This window comes from Paraglaciecola sp. 25GB23A (genome assembly GCF_040012495.1).
GTDB lineage: Bacteria > Pseudomonadota > Gammaproteobacteria > Enterobacterales > Alteromonadaceae > Paraglaciecola.
Genome location: NZ_JBDYKM010000027.1, coordinates 1 through 19,007, shown reverse-complemented (window position 1 = coordinate 19,007; position 19,007 = coordinate 1). Strand labels below are relative to the sequence as shown.

Genomic DNA, 19,007 nt, shown 5'->3' with positions numbered 1-19,007 from the left:
TTTTCGAAAGAATTGCATTGAACGTGCCATACAAATAAAAATAATATAAAACAATTACATAGCTGAATTTTTGCTTGGTTTTTAAGCGCGAAAATATTTCCAATTAGTGAATTTGACCATAACTTGGTTTATTTGCTTATTAGGGGAAGGCCTTAAACGCACAAAAATATAAATGAAAAAATAAAAACCCCTTGAGTCAAGTGAGCCGTTGATAGCTATGAAAGCAATCAATTTCATCACAAGGGAATCTTATGAAAAATCGTAAAAATGCAGCAGCGAGAATACTCAGCAATCACTCAGTTCTTAGCATATTCACAGTAGTGAGTCTGTTATCTGCTTGCTCTTTTGAACCCCGTCACAGCAGTCAGGTTGTTGAAGATAAGCAGAGTCAAGCGCTCCAGCAAGCAAGCGAAAAACTGAGGCAGCAACAAGCCACTGAATCTGTGCTTATCATGATGGATGCAGCGCAGCAGCAGGGAGAAGCTAGCTCAATCATGGCCGCGCAACAATACACTAAGAGCAAACAGCGCCTGCATGATGTTTTAACATTTGCACCTAGCTATCAACATGAGCCACAAGAAACCTACGGACATCAGCCAGAAAATGGCGTGAAATCAGTGGTGGTGGAACCGGTATCCACTTTTTCAATTGATGTCGATACTGGGAGCTATAGCAATGCACGCAGAATGCTGAATCAAGGGGTATTACCGCCAGCTGATGCAGTGAGAATAGAGGAGTTTATTAATTATTTTGATTATCACTATGTTAGCCCTGAAGTAAAAAGTGGCCCTTTTAGCGTGCAGACTGATATAGCGGTATCACCATGGGATAGTGAAAAACACTTAATTAGGATTGCGTTGCAAGGTTATGTGCCTGAGATTGACCCTGAGCTGGGGCGCAATTTGGTATTTTTACTGGATGTGTCTGGCTCAATGGATCAACCTGATAAATTACCCTTATTGAGCCGCTCCTTGAATTTGCTGAGTCGCCAATTATCGGCTAAAGATAGCGTCGCTATTGTGGTATATGCTGGGGCATCAGGTGTGGTACTTGAACCTACACCTGGCGATCAACATAGCAAAATTCAACAAGCTTTAAACCAACTCAAAGCGGGCGGCGCCACCAATGGTCATGCGGGAATTGAGTTGGCTTATGATTTGGCAGAACAAGCCTTGGTTAAAAATGGGCTTAACCGCGTAATCTTAGCGACTGATGGTGACTTCAACGTGGGCATTCATGATCACAAACGGCTAGTCGATTTAATAAAGACTAAAAAAGAGGCCGGGATTGCACTGACAACCTTAGGGTTTGGACAAGGTAATTATAATGATCACCTGATGGAACAATTAGCCGACGCAGGTAACGGTAACTACTACTATATTGATACCATTCATGAAGCCCGCAAAGTGTTGGTTGATGAGTTAAATTCGACCCTGATGATTATTGCCAAAGATGTAAAAGTTCAAGTGGAATTTAACCCAGCTAATGTGGCGGAATACCGTTTAATGGGGTATGAAAACCGGGCACTCAAGCAAGAAGATTTTAACAATGACGTTGTTGATGCCGGTGAAATTGGCGCGGGGCATAAAGTCACAGCTTTCTATGAAGTGAGTTTAGTTAACAGTGACAACAAGTATCTCGACCCTTTACGTTATCAAACTCAGGGTAAAAGTAGCGCGATCAGCAGCCGCTCACAACCTCACCTCGCCAGTGAACTCGCCCTAGTTAAACTTCGTTATAAACCACTAGACAGTGAAAAAAGTATTTTATTAACGCAAACCCTGAAAAAAGAACAAATAACTGATTTTAATCAACAATCAGCTGATTTCCGCTTTGCAATTGCTGTGGTAGGCTTTGCTCATAAACTAAAAAACAGTGTTTACCTGCAAAATATGGATTACACCCAATTAGTGACCATGGCTCAAGAGGCAAAAGGACATGATGAATTTGGTTATCGAGCTGAATTTATTCAGTTATTACGAAGTGCGCAAGTGATCCAGGCCACTAGCAAAACACCAAAAACGTTAGCAACTGGGCGATTGACCTTGTTAAATGAGAATGTTGCCCATCAATAACGAAAAAGAACAAGAGCAAGAGACGGATGAAACCCTGATGCAACGATATGCTTTGGGGGACTTTGCTGCTTTTGAGCAACTGTATCAGCGACATAAAGGTGGCTTGTACCGTTATTTTTTGCGCCAATTAGGCAACCACGCCTTGGCTGAAGACTTATTTCAGGATATTTGGAGTAAGGTCATCAGCCAAGCCCCAAAATATCAAATTAAAGCTAAATTCTCGACATGGTTGTATACCTTAGCGCAACATAAATTAATTGATCATATTAGGCATATCAAGGTAGTTGAGAGAGTGATAGAAGCCCCTAGTTCGGAAAGTAAAGAATCTGAGCCAAGTTGGCAAAGTCAAGGTGTCAACGAACTCACTCCCCATCTGCAACTCGAAAAATCTCATGCTTCAGCAGCCTTAAAAACGTGCATTCAAGGTTTGCCACTAGTACAAAAAGACTGTTTTTTACTTAAAGAGGAAGCTGGCCTCAGTGTAGATGTTATAGCGCAGATTCTTGGGGCAAACTATGAAGCGTGTAAAAGCCGACTTCGCTATGCCTATGAAAACTTACGTCAATGTATTAGCCATAAAATAGGACAGCTTACCCTATGACTGAAGTGGACAAAAACCAACAAGCAGAACAGCAAAAAATCAGTGATTTATATGCAACGCTGAAACAAGAGCAACCCACAGCTGAGTTAGACCAGCGTATTCTAGACTTAGCCAAACAGCAGGTGGCCTCGCGTGAATCCGCGCTCAAGACAAAAGCCCAAATTTTAAGCGTCGATAAAAGAAGTTGGCGTCGCTGGCAATGGCCGTTATCTATTGCTGCATCGATACTGTTTGTTAGCGTGATTTTCATTGATCAAACAAGCAAATTTATGCCCGGTTCAGTGATACTTGCTCCCCAAGAAATCAATGAGTTGATGCCTGATTCGGCGAAGTCATCGATAGCGCGAGATTCAAATAATAATGCAAACTTGAACTCTGAAGCAAAGGAGCAACCAGAGGTATTAGGACTCAGTATTAACGATGGCGCAGGTGACGAGTTAACAAGCACGGTGGTAGAGGACAAACATGCGCAATTGCAAGGCGAACAAACAGCGCTAGCAAAGCAGGCTGTGCGAGAAAAACAACAATTGACAGAGCGGACATTGGTTGAAAAACAAAAACGAGAGAGCACGGCAGTGGGTGAATCACAAACACAGTTAGTCTTGCTTGAAATCGAAACGCTGCAACAACGGTTAAGTATCAAACAAGCCCAACTTGTTATCTTGCAGCAACAAGAAGGAGTCAAGTTGAGACCAGACAGTTTGCGAGAAAATAACATCGCTCGTTTTTCTCTTAATACCCTCAAACTAAAAGAATTAAAAACCCAAGTTAGTGAGTTACAAGATACCTTGTTCGCTCAAATGAACGCCTATAAGCAGCAAGTTCTGGATTGGCAAGCAAGCGATGAATTGCTTAGTTTGCTCAGCCGTGAGCAGCAGCAGCTTTGGCTAAATTCACGATAAGTCTCTCAATAAAAATTAATTGTCATAAAAGTGGATATATACAATGAAAATATGGGTTGATGCTGATGCTATACCTGCGGTAATGAAAGATATTATTTGTCGCGCCGCTGAGCGCAAACAAATTGAAACCGTGTTTGTTGCCAATCAGTTTATACGTACGCCACCGTCTAAGGTGATCCGTTCAATTCAAGTCAGTAGTGGATTTGACGTGGCCGATGATGAAATAGTCAAACGAGTTGAAGTAGGGGATTTAGTCATCACCAGTGATATTCCTTTGGCGGCAGAAGTGATTGCCAAAGGTGGCCAAGTATTAAGCTCAAGGGGAGAGCTATTTACCACTGAAAATATTGGTGAGCGCCTTAATATCCGCGACTTTATGGATACCATGCGCGCCAGCGGTCAACAATCCGGCGGCCCGCCGCCGCTAAATCAAGCTGATCGTCAACAGTTTGCCAATCATTTAGACCGTATACTCGCCAAGGTAAAGGTCTAATATTTATTGCGTTTATTTAGCATTAGAAGGTCGTTTAGATGTATCTATGGATATGTTTGATTATATATTCGGCAGTCGCAGGCTTGCTGGTTGCCAAATTTACTAAGAGCAATTGGGGTCTTGTCCTCGCTGGACTTATTCCTTGGCTCAGCCTCTTAGCGCTTCTTTTGTATTATGAATATTGTGTTCCATATCAAGGTGGTGGTGCATCTATGTGGCCCATCGCTCAACTTTTTGCCGGTACAGTTGCTGCCTTAGTTGGAGGAGGCGTTTTCATAATAATTCGTGTAAGACAGCGTAAAATATAAATACCGCCCATTAAGTCAATTTGATTCATCCAAGCAGGTGAGCTAAAACGCGAAAGTACGCGTCCTATATTGAAGAAAGATGTTTAAGGGCGCAGTTGTCCGCGACCTGTTTTTATTTTTATGCGATGAGAGCGTATTTAATCATTGACTAATTACTTTAAGTGCAGCAAATAGATATTTAGGATTGTGAGTTGCTGCATACATTGGATGCACTTTTTTATCGGTATCAAACACACCATAAACTGCCACTTGAGCTGTCCTGACTGAATATTCAACGGTAAATACATAATTTTGGGGTGTTTCAGCAAATTAGCCTAGAAATGCAAGACTCGTTTTTTACATGGTGTATCTAGAGCTTGAATTCAATTCCAACGATGGAGAAACAAGCCCAATGTAGTAGTTACCAATCTTTGTACTCACTCAGCATTTGTTGCTGAAAACTGGGCATTTATCTATGCCTATTTAGCTTTTTTTGCGTCACTCCAGCACATACATAGTGGATTTATGTTCTAGGATAATTTTGGTATAGACCATCCCCAGCGCCAGGGTAAGTATCTATGCCGAGGGCTTTGTAAATAAAACAAATGCCAAAACTCGAAGAAGCCCAAAGCATTAAGCCTACTATCAACACAGCAATTGTTGCCGCTCGAGGTAAGACGCCCTCTGCAGCAATAGCTAAGCAAATAACGGCGATGACTCCGCGGATAGCGGTATCTAATATCCCAACATTCTGTTTCATGATTTTGCTCCTTTTGTGTAAGTTCACCAAAAGTATAAAGTGACAGTGAGCAGCGCTTATTGATCTAGGTCAAGGTTTGCTAAATCGATGATGGATAGTCAGGTTTTGGCCACGATTAAGCAGCTTTCACGTTAAATATCATTATAAACGTTGCGTCGAGTGGTCAAATTATTTTACATTTACGCAAGTGGCCGGTACGCGTGTTAATTGCCATGCGAACAATGCTATTGTTTAACCCGCTTTACATGGCGACTGGATGGATTTATCCCTAACTATAAGATGATTAAAAATAAGGAAGTAACATGGAAGAGAATTTATATCAAACGCCTGAATCTGAGCTGAAAGTACCCCTCATAGACGATAGATTAGAATTAGCATCACGATGGTCGAGACTAGGCGCATCGATTATCGATTCAATTATTATCATGCTGGTATTAATGCCAATATTTTATTTTACCGGTTACTTTTCGTCTTTGTCTGCGGGTCAACAGCCCCCGTTACTGCAAATGCTAATGTATGCAGTGTTGGGTATTGTTATTTTTGTGGTTATTAATGGCAAATTCTTAGTTCAAAGTGGCCAAACAGTGGGTAAAAAGATACTAGGGATTAAAATCACCGATCTTAACCAACAAAGCCCAACAACAAGCGCCTTATTTAAAAGATATGGGCTTTATCTAGGGCTGGGACAAATTCCGTTCATTGGAGCATTTTTTTCCATCATTAATGTCTTATTTATATTTTCTAAAAGTAAGCGTTGTTTACACGACCTTGCAGCAAAAACAATAGTGATTAAAAATCCATAAACATTATTTTGTTTGTGAATTAGCGTAATTAGCCACAACTTTTATGAACCTATCAAGGTTGTGGCAGCTCGAGGAGGGCGGCAAGCCTAGCCCTCAGATTACTTTGTATCACTCCAAGCGCTATTTTCTGTAATTTTCATAATCCAGTTAACTGTTTTAATCTTGTTTAATAATTGTTAATAACTCATCTTTTCGTAATACTCTATTTACTACTCATTATCCTGATATGGAAAGTTCAATGCGCAAGTATTTACACCTAAGCTTGGTTGTTATGTGTGGGATTTTTTCAAGTCCGCTGCTCAGCCAAGACAATGTGTTAACTCAGACTGAGATAGAAGAGGGATGGAGCCTAATGTTTGACGGCGCTGACTTGTCACAGTGGCGCAATTTTAAACGTTCGGATTTAAGTCCAAAATGGCAAGCCATAGAGGGGGAAATGCGCCTGACCGCAAAAGACGCGGGCGATATTGTGAGTAAAAATGCGTATCGTGATTTTGAGTTACAACTTGACTGGAACATTTCATCAGCGGGTAACAGTGGTATATTTTTGCGGGTTGATGAAGATGCAGAGTATGTCTATTCACATGCTCTTGAAGTACAAATATTAGATAACGAGCGGCATCCTGACAGTAAACTCTCTACCCGTCGCTCTGGCTCACTCTATGACTTGCAAGCTTCACCGCCTAGCTCACATAAACCGGCAGGACAATGGAATCACGTGCGTATTGTATTTCGTGGAATGAATCTAAACGTTTGGCAAAATGACGTGCAAACTGTTGATATATTGGTTGGCAGCGCCGACTGGCAGGAACGTCTTGCAAACAGCAAATTTAAAACCTGGCCTAGCTTTGGCTTGAACTATGAGGGTTTTATTGGCTTACAAGATCATGGCGATCACGTGGCATTTAAAAATATAAAAATTAAAATACTGTAGGTGGCGCACTATGAGTAAATCAATGGGGCAAATTATTGTTGTGGGTTCAGGTGCCGGTGGCGCAATGGCCGCGTATACCTTGGCTAAAGCTGGGCATAAAGTATTAATGCTAGAAGCAGGGCGAGATTACGACCCCGTAACTGAAACACCTATGTTTAAACTAAAGGGAGAAGCTCCTTTAATGGGGGCGGGTAATAACGATAAAGATTTTGGTTATTATGATGCCACCATAGACGGGGGGTGGTCCGTTCCTAATGAGCCTTATACCACCGCCGAAGGCTCAGAATTCAAGTGGTGGCGGGCGCGAATGTTAGGAGGGCGAACCAACCATTGGGGGCGTTATTCCTTGCGTTTTAGCCACCATGATTTTAAAGGAAAGTCGCGGGATGGTTTAGGTGCTGATTGGCCATTTGAATATGATGAATTGGCTCCTTGGTATGATCTTACTGAAGAATTAGTTGGAGTATGTGGCACGAATACCGGCTTAGATGATATGCCTGATTCAGCAGAAGGAATATTACAACCACCTCCTACTCCTCGCATACCTGAACTATTACTTGCAGCGGCAGCTAAAAAGTTAGGAATAGCTACTGCTCCTATGCATCGTGCCGTGTTAACTCGTCCTAAAGACAATCGAGCGGCCTGTTTTTATGCTACACCTTGTGGTCATGGATGTTCAATTGGCGCAGCTTTTCAAACCACCACCTCACTTATCCCGATGGCCAAAGCCACAGGCAATTTGCAGATCATAACCGATGCCATGGTTAAAGAAATTAATGTTGATAGTCAAGGCAAAGTAACGGCAATCAGTTATGTGGACAAAAATACATCAGAAACCATAAGCTTAGTTGCTAGAGTGATCATTCTAGCAGCCAGTGCCTGTGAATCGGCGCGTATATTACTCAATTCAAAAAGCAGTAAACATCCCAACGGGTTAGCAAATTCTAGCGGGCAAGTGGGTCGAAATATTATGGACTCTACAGGGGCTTGGTTGGGGGCTTCTATACCTGGGTTAAGGGGACGACCGATATACAACGAAGATGGACATACGGCTAATCATCTGTTTATTCCTTGGTGGGGACACAAGTTACAAGAACAAGGTGCATTAGACTTTCCCCGTGGTTATCACTTTGAAATAGGCAGTGGTTTTGGTGAACCTGGTTCAAATGTTTCTGGTTATATTGACGGCTACGGTAATCAAGCTAAAGATGCGGTTAAGTTAGAATATGGTGCCTATGTTGGACTTGCTCTGCGTGGGGAGATGTTACCGAATGAGCATTGTTATATGGAAATTGATGATACGGTAACTGATAAGTGGGGCATACCGGTGGTTAAGTTTCATTGGCGTTGGTCTGAACATGAACTCAAGCAAGTTGAGCACGGTTTAAAAACAGCGCGTCAGATCTTAGAAACTATGGGGGCCACTATCGAACAAGCGCTGCCGGCCGCGAAAGATGCGATTGCAAAAGGTGGCGAAATCATTCATGAAGTTGGGACTACCCGCATGGGCGAATCGCCATTGGACTCAGTGACTAACCAATGGGGCCAAACGTGGGACTGCGAAAACGTGTTTGTTATGGATGCTGGGGTGTTTGCTTCTAATCCCCATAAAAACTGTACCTTAACTATCATGACCTTAGCTATGCGCAACGCAACTTGGCTGGCTAAGCAGCTCAGTAAAGGAGACTTATAAGATGGCTAATAATAAAATGTTTTCCATCGAAACACCCTATGTGACGGGCTTAAGTCGGCGGCAAACCTTGAAATGGTTGGGAGCATTGTCGGCCACGACTGCTTTTCCTTTGTTAAGCGCGTGTGTCAGCAATGAAGAGCTAAACGAGGTAAGTGCGGTCCATTGGCCTATTTTAAGTTTGCCGCCTATCACAGCGCCAGGTTATGGCAAAGATCCTAATCTAATTATGCCGCCACAAACACCTTGGCCACTTACCCTGACTGGCGCTGAGTTAACATTGGTGGCGGTATTGGCTGATATTATTGTACCTCGTGATGGTGCTGTGCCATCGGCCAGTGAAGTCAAAGTGCCCGATGTCATCAATGAGTGGGTGAGTTCGCCCTACAGCGGTCAGCAGCAAGATCGCATTAAAGTGATGTCGTTATTGTCTTGGCTCAATACTGAAGGGCAATATAGAGCACAAAAGAGCTTTATCGAACTTACGGCCACCCAACAAATGGCCATTATCGATGACATTGCGTTTAGAAAAGCGTATTCATCTGCCGCATTTGGTAAACCGGCGATGGCGTTTGCGGCATTACGCCGACTGGTTTTGGCGGCATTTTTCTGCAGTTCACCAGGCAGTAAAGACCTAGGTTATCAGGGTAATGTAGCGATTAGTGGCGACTATCCCGGGCCGAGTAAAGAGGCGAGGGCACATTTAGATAGCTTGCTGGTACAATTGGGATTAAGCCTTTAAAAAGCGATTGAATAAAAAAATGGCGTTATGTTAACGCCATTTTTCTATGCTTAGATAATGTAGCCTAGCCCTAACACCATGCAAAACCCCAAGGTATAAGCAAACAATAAGAGTAAACTATATTTGGCGTAACGAGCAAAAGTCAGGCCTTGTACCTTACTCATGGTGACGATCCCGGCCGCTGAGCCAATCACTAATAACGAGCCACCCACACCGACAGCGTAAGTTAAGCTTAACCAAGAAGTTAACTCCATATTAATGTTAGTTTTTAGTAGGGCCGCGGTGAGTGGCACATTATCTACAACTGCCGAGGTAATGCCCATCAGATAATTGGCATACACTGGTGGCAGAATTTCATACAGTTTAACCAAGAAGTCTAAGGCCTGTATTTGTTCTAACATGCCGACTAATAGCAATATGCCAAGGAAAAATAGTAGCGTATCAAATTCAATGTGACGGATATATTCTAAAATAGGGTCGTTTTCATCGTTGTCTTGGAAAAAATGAGCCACCAAAAACATCACAGATAAACCGGCTAAAAAGCTTAATACTGGCGGTATGGCAAATAGCACATTGGCACAAATAGTAAATACAATGGTACTGACAAAAATAATGGCAATCCAATAATCCAGTTTGCGGATTTCTCGTGATTTATGTTTTATTCGCACTCGACCATTCATGCCAATACTGAGCAATCCTGTGAGCACAAGTACAGCCGTAAATGAGGGCAAAGAAAGCCAGAATAAATTAAGAATGCTGACTTTGTCCGCCAAAAAAATCATCAAAGTAGTGACGTCACCGGTGATCAATGAAACGCCGCCTGAGTTAACGGCAAACACCACCAGTACTGCAAAACGCATGGTCTTATTCGGAGGTAAACTTAGAGACAATACCAGTGTAATGGCAACCAAGGTAGCTGTGATATTGTCGGCTAAGGATGAAAACAAAAAACTAAATATGGCAGTAAAAAACAACAACTTTCTTTCACTGATCGATTCAGGCATGGCACGGTGCAATAAACTTTCTATAAAGCCCTTTTTATTCAGATAAGCGACAAACGTCATTGCAGCCACTAAGAATAACCATAGAGAAGAGATATCGGCTAAATTTTCTCGAAGATTGTGGTTAACGATATCCCGGTCAGCACTGTTTTGGGCAAAAATAAATAAACTGATCCACGCCAAGGTGCCAAAAAACAAGGTCACTTTAGCTTTGTTAATGTGGGTTATTTCTTCAAAGATAACGCCAGCTAATGCGAGCACCGCTAAACTGATTAAAAAATAATTAATAAACATATAGCTTCTAAGGGATAGCGTTAAAATTGTCGCGCATTCTAGGCCAAGTTAACGAGATTACCAGCACTGTATGTGCATAAAATACAAGTGCAAAGAATAAGTCATTTAAGTTTTAGTTAAGAATCGGTTGATAACCAATTTTTAATGGTTAAAAACAGGCATGTTATGGATATTCTGGAGTGTAATTAAGTCGCTAATCACAAGCGAAAACTTACTAATTAATCTCATAAGTGAAACCATAGGAAAGATTCTTTTTACTGAATTTGTATTTTTATTGGTAAACAAGCGGTGAAATTAATTGGGTTTTATGGTCCATCAATGAAAATATTTAACAGCACCACAAGTTAAGTGATAAAGATTGCATGAATCCAGCGAGGTGAATGGACTAATAAGCTTTCATAAAGACTTGGCAGTCACCGCTATGACTGACGTCAATTAAATAATGAATTTTCCACTGTGTATTTTGTTTTACCAACTGAAAACTATTGCTGCCACAGTGGCTTAATTTGCCATCAATATAGAAAGCGAAAGGCGTCCAAACAGATGCGAGACTGCCTTGCTGTAAGACTACTTGGTCGAGGAGTTGCTCATCTAAAAACGCTAAACTTTGGCTAATGTTACGCGCAAATTGTTGTATGTCGGTGCTAGTAACATTGCCTTTTTTATCTGTTCTTTGTAGTAAGGCAGACTCAGTAAATTGCTGCAAAATTTTACTGCTATCATGCTCTCGCATGCCATCAAACAGATTTTTAATGGGTTGCATTATGTTGGCTGTGTTTTGGTCATCGGGGTTGGCTAAGCTAGCTAAACTCAAGCTAGTTAAGATAACTGTTAGCATTATACGGTAGTTTGGCATTATAAAATTCCTGTCAATTGGCTTTGTTTTTAGCTTCTATCCACTGAGCCATATATTGAGTACTTTTAAATTGATGGTGTTGTAACATCTGACCGATGAAATTGGTGGCTCGGTGGTGTTCAAGCGAGCTCATAAGGCTGTCGATCCTGCTTAATAAGCTACTGCTAATTATTTGACCGTCGAAATTTTGTTTTAACCAACTAAAGCCTAGTTGTTGGCAAGCTTGCCACTGTTGTTGGTTTTGGTAAAGATCAACGGCCGCTAAGGCCAATTGTTGTGCTACGCTGTCTTGCTGGACGACATCAAACTCTATGTATTTACCCGGCCAATTTAATGCGCTTTTGCTTAACTCGTTTATTGGTACTCGTCCCATGCCTTCACGACCCACACAAGTGGTGATACTCGGAGTACCGCATAACATGGCCTCAGTTAATTTGCCTTTGATACCCGCGCCAAATCGCAAAGGCGCTAAACATACCCGCGCTTGCGCCATCACTTGTTCCGCATCTAAGGCCCAACCTTTAATAATAAAACCCTGTTTTACATTGTGCAGTTGGGTGGCCTTAGGTGGTGGGTAGGCGCCATAAACATGCAGTTCCGCTAGTGGAAGTTGTTGGCGAATCAAGGGCCAAATGGTTTGCTTGAGCCATAAGACTGCATCCCAATTGGGCTCGTGGCGAAAGTTGCCAATGCAAATAAAATGCTGGCGCTGGCTGTAATCTGTCTTAGGCAGTGCGACCTTATCCAGTTCTAACATAAAGGGGGTATGGATAAGTAGATTGGCGGGAACATTATAATGACTCTGTAGTAGTTGGAACTCAAAGTCAGAAATAATCAAACTTAAATCGCAACGAAATATGGCGGCAATTTCGCGTTTGGCTTGCTCGCTGTTTAGATCATCAAGATTGATTTGACGTTGTTGTTTAAGGGCTTGGTGCCTTGCGTTTCGCAGGGAGTGCATGTCTTCGGTATCTAATATACGCAGGGCCTGTGGGCAGCATTGTGCTACTCGCCAACCAAACTGTTCTTCGAGCATAAAACGATCAAAAAGCACGATGCTAGGTTGCAACTCAGTGATGAAAGTATCGAAACTGCTGCAATTAAGCGCAATTTTTTGTTCTTTTATACCCAGTGCAATAAGATCAATTTTATGCTCGCCTTTTAGCGCTGGGCTGGCAAAAGTAATACTCCAGCCTGCTGATTGAAATGCTTGCAGTAAACTTAACATGTGTTTACCCGCCGCCGATGAGTTAGGCTCGGGCCATACGTAACCTAAAACTAATATTTGCCTAGGCAAGCTCATTGTTTGGCCACTTTTACACAATTACGCCCGGCTTTTTTAGCGCTATAAAGTGCGATGTCAGCCTGTTTCATTACATCTTCAAATTCACTGTGTGTTTTAGTCCGTTGTGCAATGCCAAAGCTAGTGGTGACTTTAACTATTTTATCTTTTGCCGGTAAACGCGGTTTGGACTTTGGCGCTTTTGCGGGTCTGGGTTGTGTGCGCAACGCGATATCATAGTCGGCTATAAGCATACGAATTGCCTCGATATGGGGTAATACTTGCTCGGGAGTTTGTCCCGGAAATAACATCACAAATTCTTCACCACCAAAGCGGAAGGCTTTTCCGCCACCAGTTACTTTAGACAATTTACTGGCGACGAGTTTAAGCACTTCGTCGCCCACATCATGGCCGTAACTATCATTAAATTTTTTAAAATGGTCGATATCAGACATGACTAAGGTAAATTTACGTCCCAATGTTTCGACTTTTTGCATTAAGGCTCGACGCGAAGGAATGCCGGTTAATTCATCTTTGAATGCCATGGTAAAGCTGTCTTTGATAACGCTAAAGGCAATGATGATAGCAAGCGTCGTCACCATTAAAACCTTGACGTCATTGCCTGTATGGGTCATTACAAATAGATAGCTCAACCAAGCAAGCAGAAGGGCAATTTGGCTATGATTAACTCGCCAAATACTGCTAAATAGTGCGATGACGCTACTAAGTAGAATCAGCAACAATTCACTAGCAGTAAGCCACTGATACAAGGCGGGCCACAAGCGAAATAGCCAGGCGGTACTCGGTGTTAATAACCAGTGTTGGACGAGAGTATGTGTATTTGTTAGGGGTAATAAATAGGCACTAGTCAGCGCTAAAGCAGCGAGAATTGAGCCAGAAACGATTAGGCTATTGGGCGAAAAACCCTTGTCTTTACTGAGCATCAACCAACAAATTGTCAAGATGACAAAACTAACATGCCCCTGCAACATGTATTCACTGAATGGCCAGTGCGGGTTTATGGGCGCAATAACAGCGAACAGAATAAGGCCTAAGTAAACTAAACGGCTGCGACCAAACTGCCAAGCAATGGCACAGGCAAATCCAATAGCAATGTGAGGTAGCCAAGGCAAACGTTGAAATGTATGACTCACCAGCAGTGGTTGGAAATAATATAACAGCCCAGCGACAGACAACAATATTAGAGGAATAAGAGCCAAATTTAAAAAACGAAATATACCTTGTAGGGCAAATGCAAACACAGCAGGCAACAACACTTAGGATAATCAACAGTGTGGCTATTGTAGGTGAAAAAGATGGACTAAGTCCAAACGCAATTTAATGTTTAGCACAAAATATTGACGTTATTTGAGTGGGGGTATATGCCAGATAACTAGGCTATTTAGTTCGCGCATTTATAGTTCGATATTAATAAAAGGGGCTAATCCCAGTGTGTTTTTTGGCGAATAGAGGCCCCTAACTTAGCAGCATTGGCCTTATGTTGGGTAATACGTGGATGATAGTTATACCCAGTATACTTAAAAAATAAAGTATCGATTTTATAGTCACCCGCTTGCTGTAAATTGTTTACGGCTTGGCGCACATAGTTGGGCCATTTGTTATTTTGAGTAGCATCCATACTGCCAAGGGCACAATTTATTTGAGCTTTGGGATACCGTGTACGAATTTTAGTCACCAATTCCTGATAATAGCTCACCCTTTCGTTATCAGTTGGAATAGGCTGCAAGCGTTTTACATTGTCGATTAACCACTTATCATTTCGCACTAAATTAATTAAGACTACGTTTGGTGTCCATTGGACAAAGTCCCACTGACTGTCATTATTGCCCACTGCACGTAGCTGGTCATAAAATTGCGGCCTAATAAAATCAAACCAGCTTATCATCACACCTATACCGCTTTGAGAAATAGTGTGTAGTTCAGCGTTTAGGGCTCTAGCGGCGATAGAGCCATAAACCATATAGTTATTTTTTTCGGCAGGCAGGTTATCAGCACCATCGTCAGCCGCTTCATTACCCATGCTACTACTAATCGAATTTCAATCCTACGATTGGGCTTTAGTGGGACAGGGAGCAGTGTGGCGTCATCCTCAATCACTGATCTTTTAAATAGGCTGCTACCTTCTTCCCCTTCGGTACGTTTGCATATTCCCACACTGTTCGCGCCCTTGGTTAAGATGTAATGATCACATAGGTATTTGTAACTGGTTTAGCTTAAATTGCAAATGAGGGGGTGAGCGATCAGCGGAACTTTGGCTGAGCTGCGATGAAGATCGCCTATGCAAAGTAAAGCAGATGTTCAACTTTAAACTTCCATTCAAAGCGCTGTTTTGTGCGATTTAAATCCATCAAACATATCGGGTGTGTTACTGAAAAGTCTCACTAATACCCTTCAAAAAACTCGATGTTTGTCATAGGTTATCGATTTAGCTATGTTTTTATAAAAATGAATCTGTTATTGCTGCACTTCTCAGTAATATCCTATTTGAAAGGTAAGTTTAGTGCTCAAAATGCTTTCTAACTTATTGATTATTGGTAAACTTAGGATTATTAATCCACGTGGATGTCTGGAATTTACTGAGACGTCTAGATAATAAGCGTTAGGTTTTTCTGGGCGATTAAAAAATTGTGAATATTGGAAAGCAACTTCATCTTTATTTAGTAACGTTAGCATTCTTAGTAATGTGGTTTGACAACGGTCTGGAGTCGGCATCTTTCCAAATTGCTTTTTTCATATACCTGTTGGTTGGAATGAGCGGAAGTATTAAAGTCTTAGCGGGAGGTCTAGATAATTTTTTCAATAAACGGTTAATTGCAAGCGGGCAAGTTTTGTATTTGATTTTTTATTCCACGTATTGGATCTTAACATTCGGTTTTAATAAAAAGTCTATTCTATTGCTTTCGCCTTTTATATTTGCTGTGCTCTTACATATTACAATAACAGCATATAAACGCTTGTTTCATGCAAACAAAAAATAACAAGGCGCTCAAGCAAGGAAAAATACTCGCTGGCCTTCGGCCAAATCGCAAGTATTCTCCGCTTAGCTTGGCATTATACACATAAGGAAAACTATGCAGACAATTGAATCTATCGCTCTAGGGATCAGATTATTAGGTATATTTCTTTTCGTAATGCTACTTAAAGATATGCCTCAGATTATTGAGTCTATCAATCTATATAAATCAATATCTCAAGGTACAGGCAATTTAATGTACATATATGTGGGTATTTCAATTGCGGCGATTTTTCTTTCTTTAACAATGATTAAGTTCCCTATATCAGTATCAAAATTATTATATTCTAAATCTGCTCAAGCTTCGCCTCAGTTGAGCAGTGATTTAGAAATAGCCAAAGTTACAGGTATAACTATCCTAGGTGTTTATATTTTGTCTTGGGCAATACCTGATCTCGTAAGTAACATAATTGGTTTACTGCAAGCTAATACCTACGCTGCGCATGATGAGGCTAATATTGCATATATTTGGAATTCTTTAATCACAACAATTGTAGAAATCATTATTGGTTTGTATTGTGCGATAAATTCTAATGGTATTGTTAAGTTAATCGCAAGGCTTCGAGCTTAAGTGCGTATAACAAGGCCATAAAGTAGCGGACACATAATAGCTGGCTGTGCTCGCATCTCGCTATTTTAGCCAACTATTATTTAACCCCTTATGGCGGCGTCGCGAGGCAGGACATGGGAAACAAATTTACTTTTTTGTCGGCTGGTGTCGCTTAATTGTCATTACCGACAGCAAGTTTTTGATATACAGTTCGTAAAAATCGAATAAGGAATGAGCTATAGCTATGAAGACATTAAGGCTTAATAAACTTTGGTCACAGGAACAACTTGCGCATTTGAGCGGCTTGAATGTCCGAACCATCCAGCGAGTAGAAAAAGGAGAAAGTGTAGGGCTTGAAACTTTGAAATCACTGGCCGCTGTTTTTGAAATTTCAACAGACGAATTAATATATGAAATAGAGAATGAGAAACAACCATCACAAAAAGAAGACGTGGATATAGTCAAAGCTCAATCTCTGCGAAACGATGCGCATGAGAAAGTTAAATCTATAAAGTATTTTTATGCATCCTCTGCATTTCTAATCGTAATCTTCCTTTTTTTTATGTTGCCCAACTACAACCAAGGTGAAAACTTAGGTCCATTGATCGTAGTATTTATATCCTTTAGTGTGCTAATTGCAGGCCATGCATACCAGGTATTCCAACCATTTGGTGAAAAATGGGAGCAAGAAAAAGTATCCAAACTTTTAAGTAAGCAAAGCAATAACAGCAACTCCACTTCTGAGCACTAAATGACTAATGGCATATAACAAGAATTTAAAGCGGGACTGCTAACAGTTTGCTCGGTTTAGCTTCGCTTCACATTTTGGCCAACTATCACTTAGCCATTGCTCGAGGCGTTAACTGTCAAAGGGAAGATGGATAAATATCAGGCTAATCAGATTCCAGCAGCTGAGAGACTATTTAACCTAGTTTGGGGTATTGGTCTTCTTGTTATTGCTTATATAGGCTTCACAAATCAATCGTTTCATTTGCCTGGAAAAGGAGGAACTAATGGAGTTACCTTTGAAGGGGCGGCACTATGGCTCTTCATTGCCGCAGCAGTGATTGGATCTTTAAATTTATTCATCACTATTGCAGACCATTTCGACAAAAGAGAAAACGAGCATTGGTACAAACAAGCTTCGCGTTTTTGCATTGGTCTTGGAGTGGCTCTTGCTGTTTTAGCAGTTACAGTGCAATTTGTTAGCAACCCAAAAGAGCTGGTAATTATCAGCAATGGCAGTTAACAAATTGCTTAACTTTGTTCCGGCTACAAACGACGTAGCCTCCACTGGACTGCCTGCGCTGCGGCAGTCAATTAGCTAAGCGTTATGTGTCATATTTTTTGACAAACAGGATGTTATGAAAGAGTACTTTAAAAATAATTGGGTGTTGCTTGTTTTTTGCATACTTTTGCCTTTTGGGTCATTCCTTAACGGCGATGCTAGTCTGCAAAAATTTGTAATAGTTTCTATCGCTTGTTTGGTTTTATTTCCTGTAACGCACTATATGTTTATCGTAAAATTTAAAGTAGATAAACAAGGTCCAATTCCTTGGTATGGCTCTCCCATATTGTGGATGGCAATTCCAGTTCTTGGGGTAATCTTTTATATTTTCATGTAAAACACATAATAAACGCCTTATGCTTACCCAACGAGTTGGGCTGGGACAATTACTCGCTGCAACTTCGTTGCAAAACACTCATAATCGCCCCACAGGCGAGCGTTATGTTTTAGAGGATGATACTGAGTCATGATTAAGAAAATCGGTCTGAGCATAATTACAATACTTTTCTTAAGTTTATATATTTCTATATCTATAAAGGTTTTCTCTGGCTCTGAGCCACAGATTCATTATATGCAAAATGAATTGATGTTCGGTAGCTCAACTTTATTAGGCGCATTTATATTCATGACCATAATTTTACTTATCATGTGTAATTATCTAATTGATTTAATGTTTAAAAAGAGATAGTTAAAGAGTTCTGGCTCAATAGAAAACATAAAAATTAATATGCAGTTCTTTGGGTCCGTATCATTTAACTGTTATGTGCGATAGCAGAAATGGTTATTAATCAAGGATTCGATAAGTAATATGTTCAACAAACATAATATTTTTACAACGCTTCTATTCATTTGTGTCTTAGCTAACGGTGCCTTAGCTTTATTCAGCAGCCAAAACATCATCTCAGGTCTCATTAACTTCTCCACTTGGGAGGAAACAGTATATTGGTTGGTTTCAATAGTCGCTATTTGTGTAAGCATTTATGGTGGTATTTTAGTATTTCAAAAGAAGCGGGTTGGATTAGCAGTATGTCTTGGGGTTTATGCTATACAACTATTTGGGGGAATCACTACCTCGTACAATTATATTATCATTGTTGGGCTTTATGTCTCTTGGTCCCTTGATTTAGGTATTTTATTTAACTTAGAAGGCTCATCTGTGGACATGAATTTAGTTGCGCTAATTATTGTCATCCTATCGGGAATATCATTATCAACTATTAGCAAAATCCAGCAACGCGAAAACTGCACATAAAAAAATTTCAAGCGGGACTGTTAACAGTTTGCTCGGTTCCGCTTCACTTCACAATTTTAGCAAACTATTATCAGCCTCTTAAATGGGCGTTAGGTGTTTTAAGGCATGGATCACTTTCCTGAACAATACGAATTATTAGGATTCTTTGAGTCTGAACCTGAAT

The 19,007-nt window shown here is 40.9% G+C and carries 19 protein-coding genes and 1 pseudogene; 13 read left to right on the top strand and 7 right to left on the bottom strand.

The window, feature by feature from the left end:
• Positions 1–251: 251 nt before the first annotated feature.
• Genes ABKW31_RS20260 through ABKW31_RS20245 form a run of 4 tightly spaced genes read left to right on the top strand, consistent with a single transcriptional unit; the run spans position 252 to position 4,071 of the window.
• Positions 252–2,075, top strand: coding sequence for a VWA domain-containing protein (locus tag ABKW31_RS20260; protein WP_348618418.1), 1,824 nt, complete (start codon positions 252–254; stop codon positions 2,073–2,075).
• Positions 2,053–2,676 carry a sigma-70 family RNA polymerase sigma factor gene (locus ABKW31_RS20255; RefSeq protein ID WP_348618417.1) on the top strand — a complete coding sequence of 208 codons (624 nt, stop codon included), beginning with the start codon at positions 2,053–2,055 and terminating at the stop codon, positions 2,674–2,676. The genes ABKW31_RS20260 and ABKW31_RS20255 overlap by 23 nt, the downstream gene beginning before the upstream one ends.
• On the top strand, positions 2,673–3,578 hold the full coding sequence (locus tag ABKW31_RS20250; protein WP_348618416.1) for a hypothetical protein: 906 nt from the start codon (positions 2,673–2,675) through the stop codon (positions 3,576–3,578). Before ABKW31_RS20255 ends, ABKW31_RS20250 begins: the two co-directional genes overlap by 4 nt.
• Before the next feature lie 43 nt (positions 3,579–3,621).
• Positions 3,622–4,071: a YaiI/YqxD family protein gene (locus tag ABKW31_RS20245; RefSeq protein WP_348618415.1), complete on the top strand. Its 450-nt coding sequence runs from the start codon at positions 3,622–3,624 to the stop codon at positions 4,069–4,071.
• Positions 4,072–4,520: 449 nt separating this feature from the next.
• On the opposite strand, the pseudogene ABKW31_RS20240 reads toward ABKW31_RS20245, so the two are convergent.
• Positions 4,521–4,679: pseudogene (locus tag ABKW31_RS20240) on the bottom strand (hypothetical protein); the annotation flags it as partial.
• Positions 4,680–4,881: 202 nt separating this feature from the next.
• The gene (locus tag ABKW31_RS20235; protein WP_348618413.1) at positions 4,882–5,118 is read right to left on the bottom strand and encodes a DUF2892 domain-containing protein; all 237 of its coding nucleotides are present in this window, start codon (positions 5,116–5,118) and stop codon (positions 4,882–4,884) included.
• A gap of 302 nt (positions 5,119–5,420) precedes the next feature.
• Between ABKW31_RS20235 and ABKW31_RS20230 the strand changes: the two genes are divergently transcribed.
• From ABKW31_RS20230 to ABKW31_RS20215, 4 genes are all read left to right on the top strand, one after another.
• On the top strand, positions 5,421–5,921 hold the full coding sequence (locus ABKW31_RS20230; RefSeq protein WP_348618411.1) for an RDD family protein: 501 nt from the start codon (positions 5,421–5,423) through the stop codon (positions 5,919–5,921).
• 238 nt (positions 5,922–6,159) lie between these two features.
• A complete protein-coding gene (locus tag ABKW31_RS20225) occupies positions 6,160–6,855 on the top strand; it encodes a DUF1080 domain-containing protein (RefSeq protein ID WP_348618410.1) in 696 nt (231 codons plus the stop codon).
• Positions 6,856–6,865: 10 nt separating this feature from the next.
• A complete protein-coding gene (locus ABKW31_RS20220; protein WP_348618409.1) occupies positions 6,866–8,548 on the top strand; it encodes a GMC family oxidoreductase in 1,683 nt (560 codons plus the stop codon).
• A 1-nt stretch (position 8,549) separates the two neighbouring features.
• Positions 8,550–9,287 (top strand): gluconate 2-dehydrogenase subunit 3 family protein, encoded by a 738-nt coding sequence (locus ABKW31_RS20215; RefSeq protein WP_348618408.1) that lies wholly within the window; start codon positions 8,550–8,552, stop codon positions 9,285–9,287.
• 50 nt (positions 9,288–9,337) lie between these two features.
• Here ABKW31_RS20215 and nhaD read toward each other — a convergent pair whose 3' ends face one another.
• The 5 genes from nhaD to ABKW31_RS20190 all read right to left on the bottom strand — a co-directional run bounded on the left by nhaD (position 9,338) and on the right by ABKW31_RS20190 (position 14,761).
• Positions 9,338–10,582, bottom strand: a complete 1,245-nt coding sequence (gene nhaD / locus ABKW31_RS20210) for a sodium:proton antiporter NhaD (protein ID WP_348618407.1) — start codon at positions 10,580–10,582, stop codon at positions 9,338–9,340.
• Between the two features lie 385 nt (positions 10,583–10,967).
• Positions 10,968–11,438, bottom strand: a complete 471-nt coding sequence (locus ABKW31_RS20205; RefSeq protein ID WP_348618406.1) for a hypothetical protein — start codon at positions 11,436–11,438, stop codon at positions 10,968–10,970.
• Positions 11,439–11,451: 13 nt separating this feature from the next.
• Complete coding sequence (locus tag ABKW31_RS20200) at positions 11,452–12,741, bottom strand: glycosyltransferase family 4 protein (protein ID WP_348618405.1); 1,290 nt, start codon at positions 12,739–12,741, stop codon at positions 11,452–11,454.
• Complete coding sequence (locus ABKW31_RS20195) at positions 12,738–13,982, bottom strand: GGDEF domain-containing protein (protein ID WP_348618404.1); 1,245 nt, start codon at positions 13,980–13,982, stop codon at positions 12,738–12,740. Before ABKW31_RS20195 ends, ABKW31_RS20200 begins: the two co-directional genes overlap by 4 nt.
• A gap of 179 nt (positions 13,983–14,161) precedes the next feature.
• Positions 14,162–14,761: a hypothetical protein gene (locus tag ABKW31_RS20190; protein ID WP_348618403.1), complete on the bottom strand. Its 600-nt coding sequence runs from the start codon at positions 14,759–14,761 to the stop codon at positions 14,162–14,164.
• A 1,051-nt stretch (positions 14,762–15,812) separates the two neighbouring features.
• Here ABKW31_RS20190 and ABKW31_RS20185 point away from each other — a divergent pair.
• The 5 genes from ABKW31_RS20185 to ABKW31_RS20165 all read left to right on the top strand — a co-directional run bounded on the left by ABKW31_RS20185 (position 15,813) and on the right by ABKW31_RS20165 (position 18,844).
• A complete protein-coding gene (locus tag ABKW31_RS20185; RefSeq protein ID WP_348618402.1) occupies positions 15,813–16,325 on the top strand; it encodes a hypothetical protein in 513 nt (170 codons plus the stop codon).
• 223 nt (positions 16,326–16,548) lie between these two features.
• Entirely contained in the window at positions 16,549–17,055 is a 507-nt protein-coding gene (locus ABKW31_RS20180) for a helix-turn-helix transcriptional regulator (protein WP_348618401.1), read from the top strand.
• Positions 17,056–17,181: 126 nt separating this feature from the next.
• Positions 17,182–17,553 (top strand): hypothetical protein, encoded by a 372-nt coding sequence (locus tag ABKW31_RS20175; RefSeq protein ID WP_348618400.1) that lies wholly within the window; start codon positions 17,182–17,184, stop codon positions 17,551–17,553.
• A gap of 115 nt (positions 17,554–17,668) precedes the next feature.
• Positions 17,669–17,929: a hypothetical protein gene (locus ABKW31_RS20170; RefSeq protein ID WP_348618399.1), complete on the top strand. Its 261-nt coding sequence runs from the start codon at positions 17,669–17,671 to the stop codon at positions 17,927–17,929.
• Between the two features lie 471 nt (positions 17,930–18,400).
• Positions 18,401–18,844, top strand: coding sequence for a hypothetical protein (locus tag ABKW31_RS20165; RefSeq protein ID WP_348618398.1), 444 nt, complete (start codon positions 18,401–18,403; stop codon positions 18,842–18,844).
• The last annotated feature ends 163 nt before the right edge of the window (positions 18,845–19,007 follow it).

Bases quoted from the DNA above. Each gene is read 5' to 3' on its own strand.
- nhaD (WP_348618407.1), bottom strand. From the start codon at position 10,582: ATGTTTATTAATTATTTTTTAATCAGTTTAGCGGTGCTCGCATTAGCT.
- ABKW31_RS20260 (WP_348618418.1), top strand. From the start codon at position 252: ATGAAAAATCGTAAAAATGCAGCAGCGAGAATACTCAGCAATCACTCA.
- ABKW31_RS20235 (WP_348618413.1), bottom strand. From the start codon at position 5,118: ATGAAACAGAATGTTGGGATATTAGATACCGCTATCCGCGGAGTCATC.
- ABKW31_RS20170 (WP_348618399.1), top strand. From the start codon at position 17,669: ATGAAAGAGTACTTTAAAAATAATTGGGTGTTGCTTGTTTTTTGCATA.
- ABKW31_RS20185 (WP_348618402.1), top strand. From the start codon at position 15,813: ATGCAGACAATTGAATCTATCGCTCTAGGGATCAGATTATTAGGTATA.
- ABKW31_RS20220 (WP_348618409.1), top strand. From the start codon at position 6,866: ATGAGTAAATCAATGGGGCAAATTATTGTTGTGGGTTCAGGTGCCGGT.
- ABKW31_RS20215 (WP_348618408.1), top strand. From the start codon at position 8,550: ATGGCTAATAATAAAATGTTTTCCATCGAAACACCCTATGTGACGGGC.
- ABKW31_RS20230 (WP_348618411.1), top strand. From the start codon at position 5,421: ATGGAAGAGAATTTATATCAAACGCCTGAATCTGAGCTGAAAGTACCC.
- ABKW31_RS20200 (WP_348618405.1), bottom strand. From the start codon at position 12,741: ATGAGCTTGCCTAGGCAAATATTAGTTTTAGGTTACGTATGGCCCGAG.
- ABKW31_RS20205 (WP_348618406.1), bottom strand. From the start codon at position 11,438: ATGCCAAACTACCGTATAATGCTAACAGTTATCTTAACTAGCTTGAGT.
- ABKW31_RS20255 (WP_348618417.1), top strand. From the start codon at position 2,053: ATGAGAATGTTGCCCATCAATAACGAAAAAGAACAAGAGCAAGAGACG.
- ABKW31_RS20245 (WP_348618415.1), top strand. From the start codon at position 3,622: ATGAAAATATGGGTTGATGCTGATGCTATACCTGCGGTAATGAAAGAT.
- ABKW31_RS20225 (WP_348618410.1), top strand. From the start codon at position 6,160: ATGCGCAAGTATTTACACCTAAGCTTGGTTGTTATGTGTGGGATTTTT.
- ABKW31_RS20180 (WP_348618401.1), top strand. From the start codon at position 16,549: ATGAAGACATTAAGGCTTAATAAACTTTGGTCACAGGAACAACTTGCG.
- ABKW31_RS20175 (WP_348618400.1), top strand. From the start codon at position 17,182: ATGGATAAATATCAGGCTAATCAGATTCCAGCAGCTGAGAGACTATTT.
- ABKW31_RS20190 (WP_348618403.1), bottom strand. From the start codon at position 14,761: ATGGGTAATGAAGCGGCTGACGATGGTGCTGATAACCTGCCTGCCGAA.
- ABKW31_RS20165 (WP_348618398.1), top strand. From the start codon at position 18,401: ATGTTCAACAAACATAATATTTTTACAACGCTTCTATTCATTTGTGTC.
- ABKW31_RS20250 (WP_348618416.1), top strand. From the start codon at position 2,673: ATGACTGAAGTGGACAAAAACCAACAAGCAGAACAGCAAAAAATCAGT.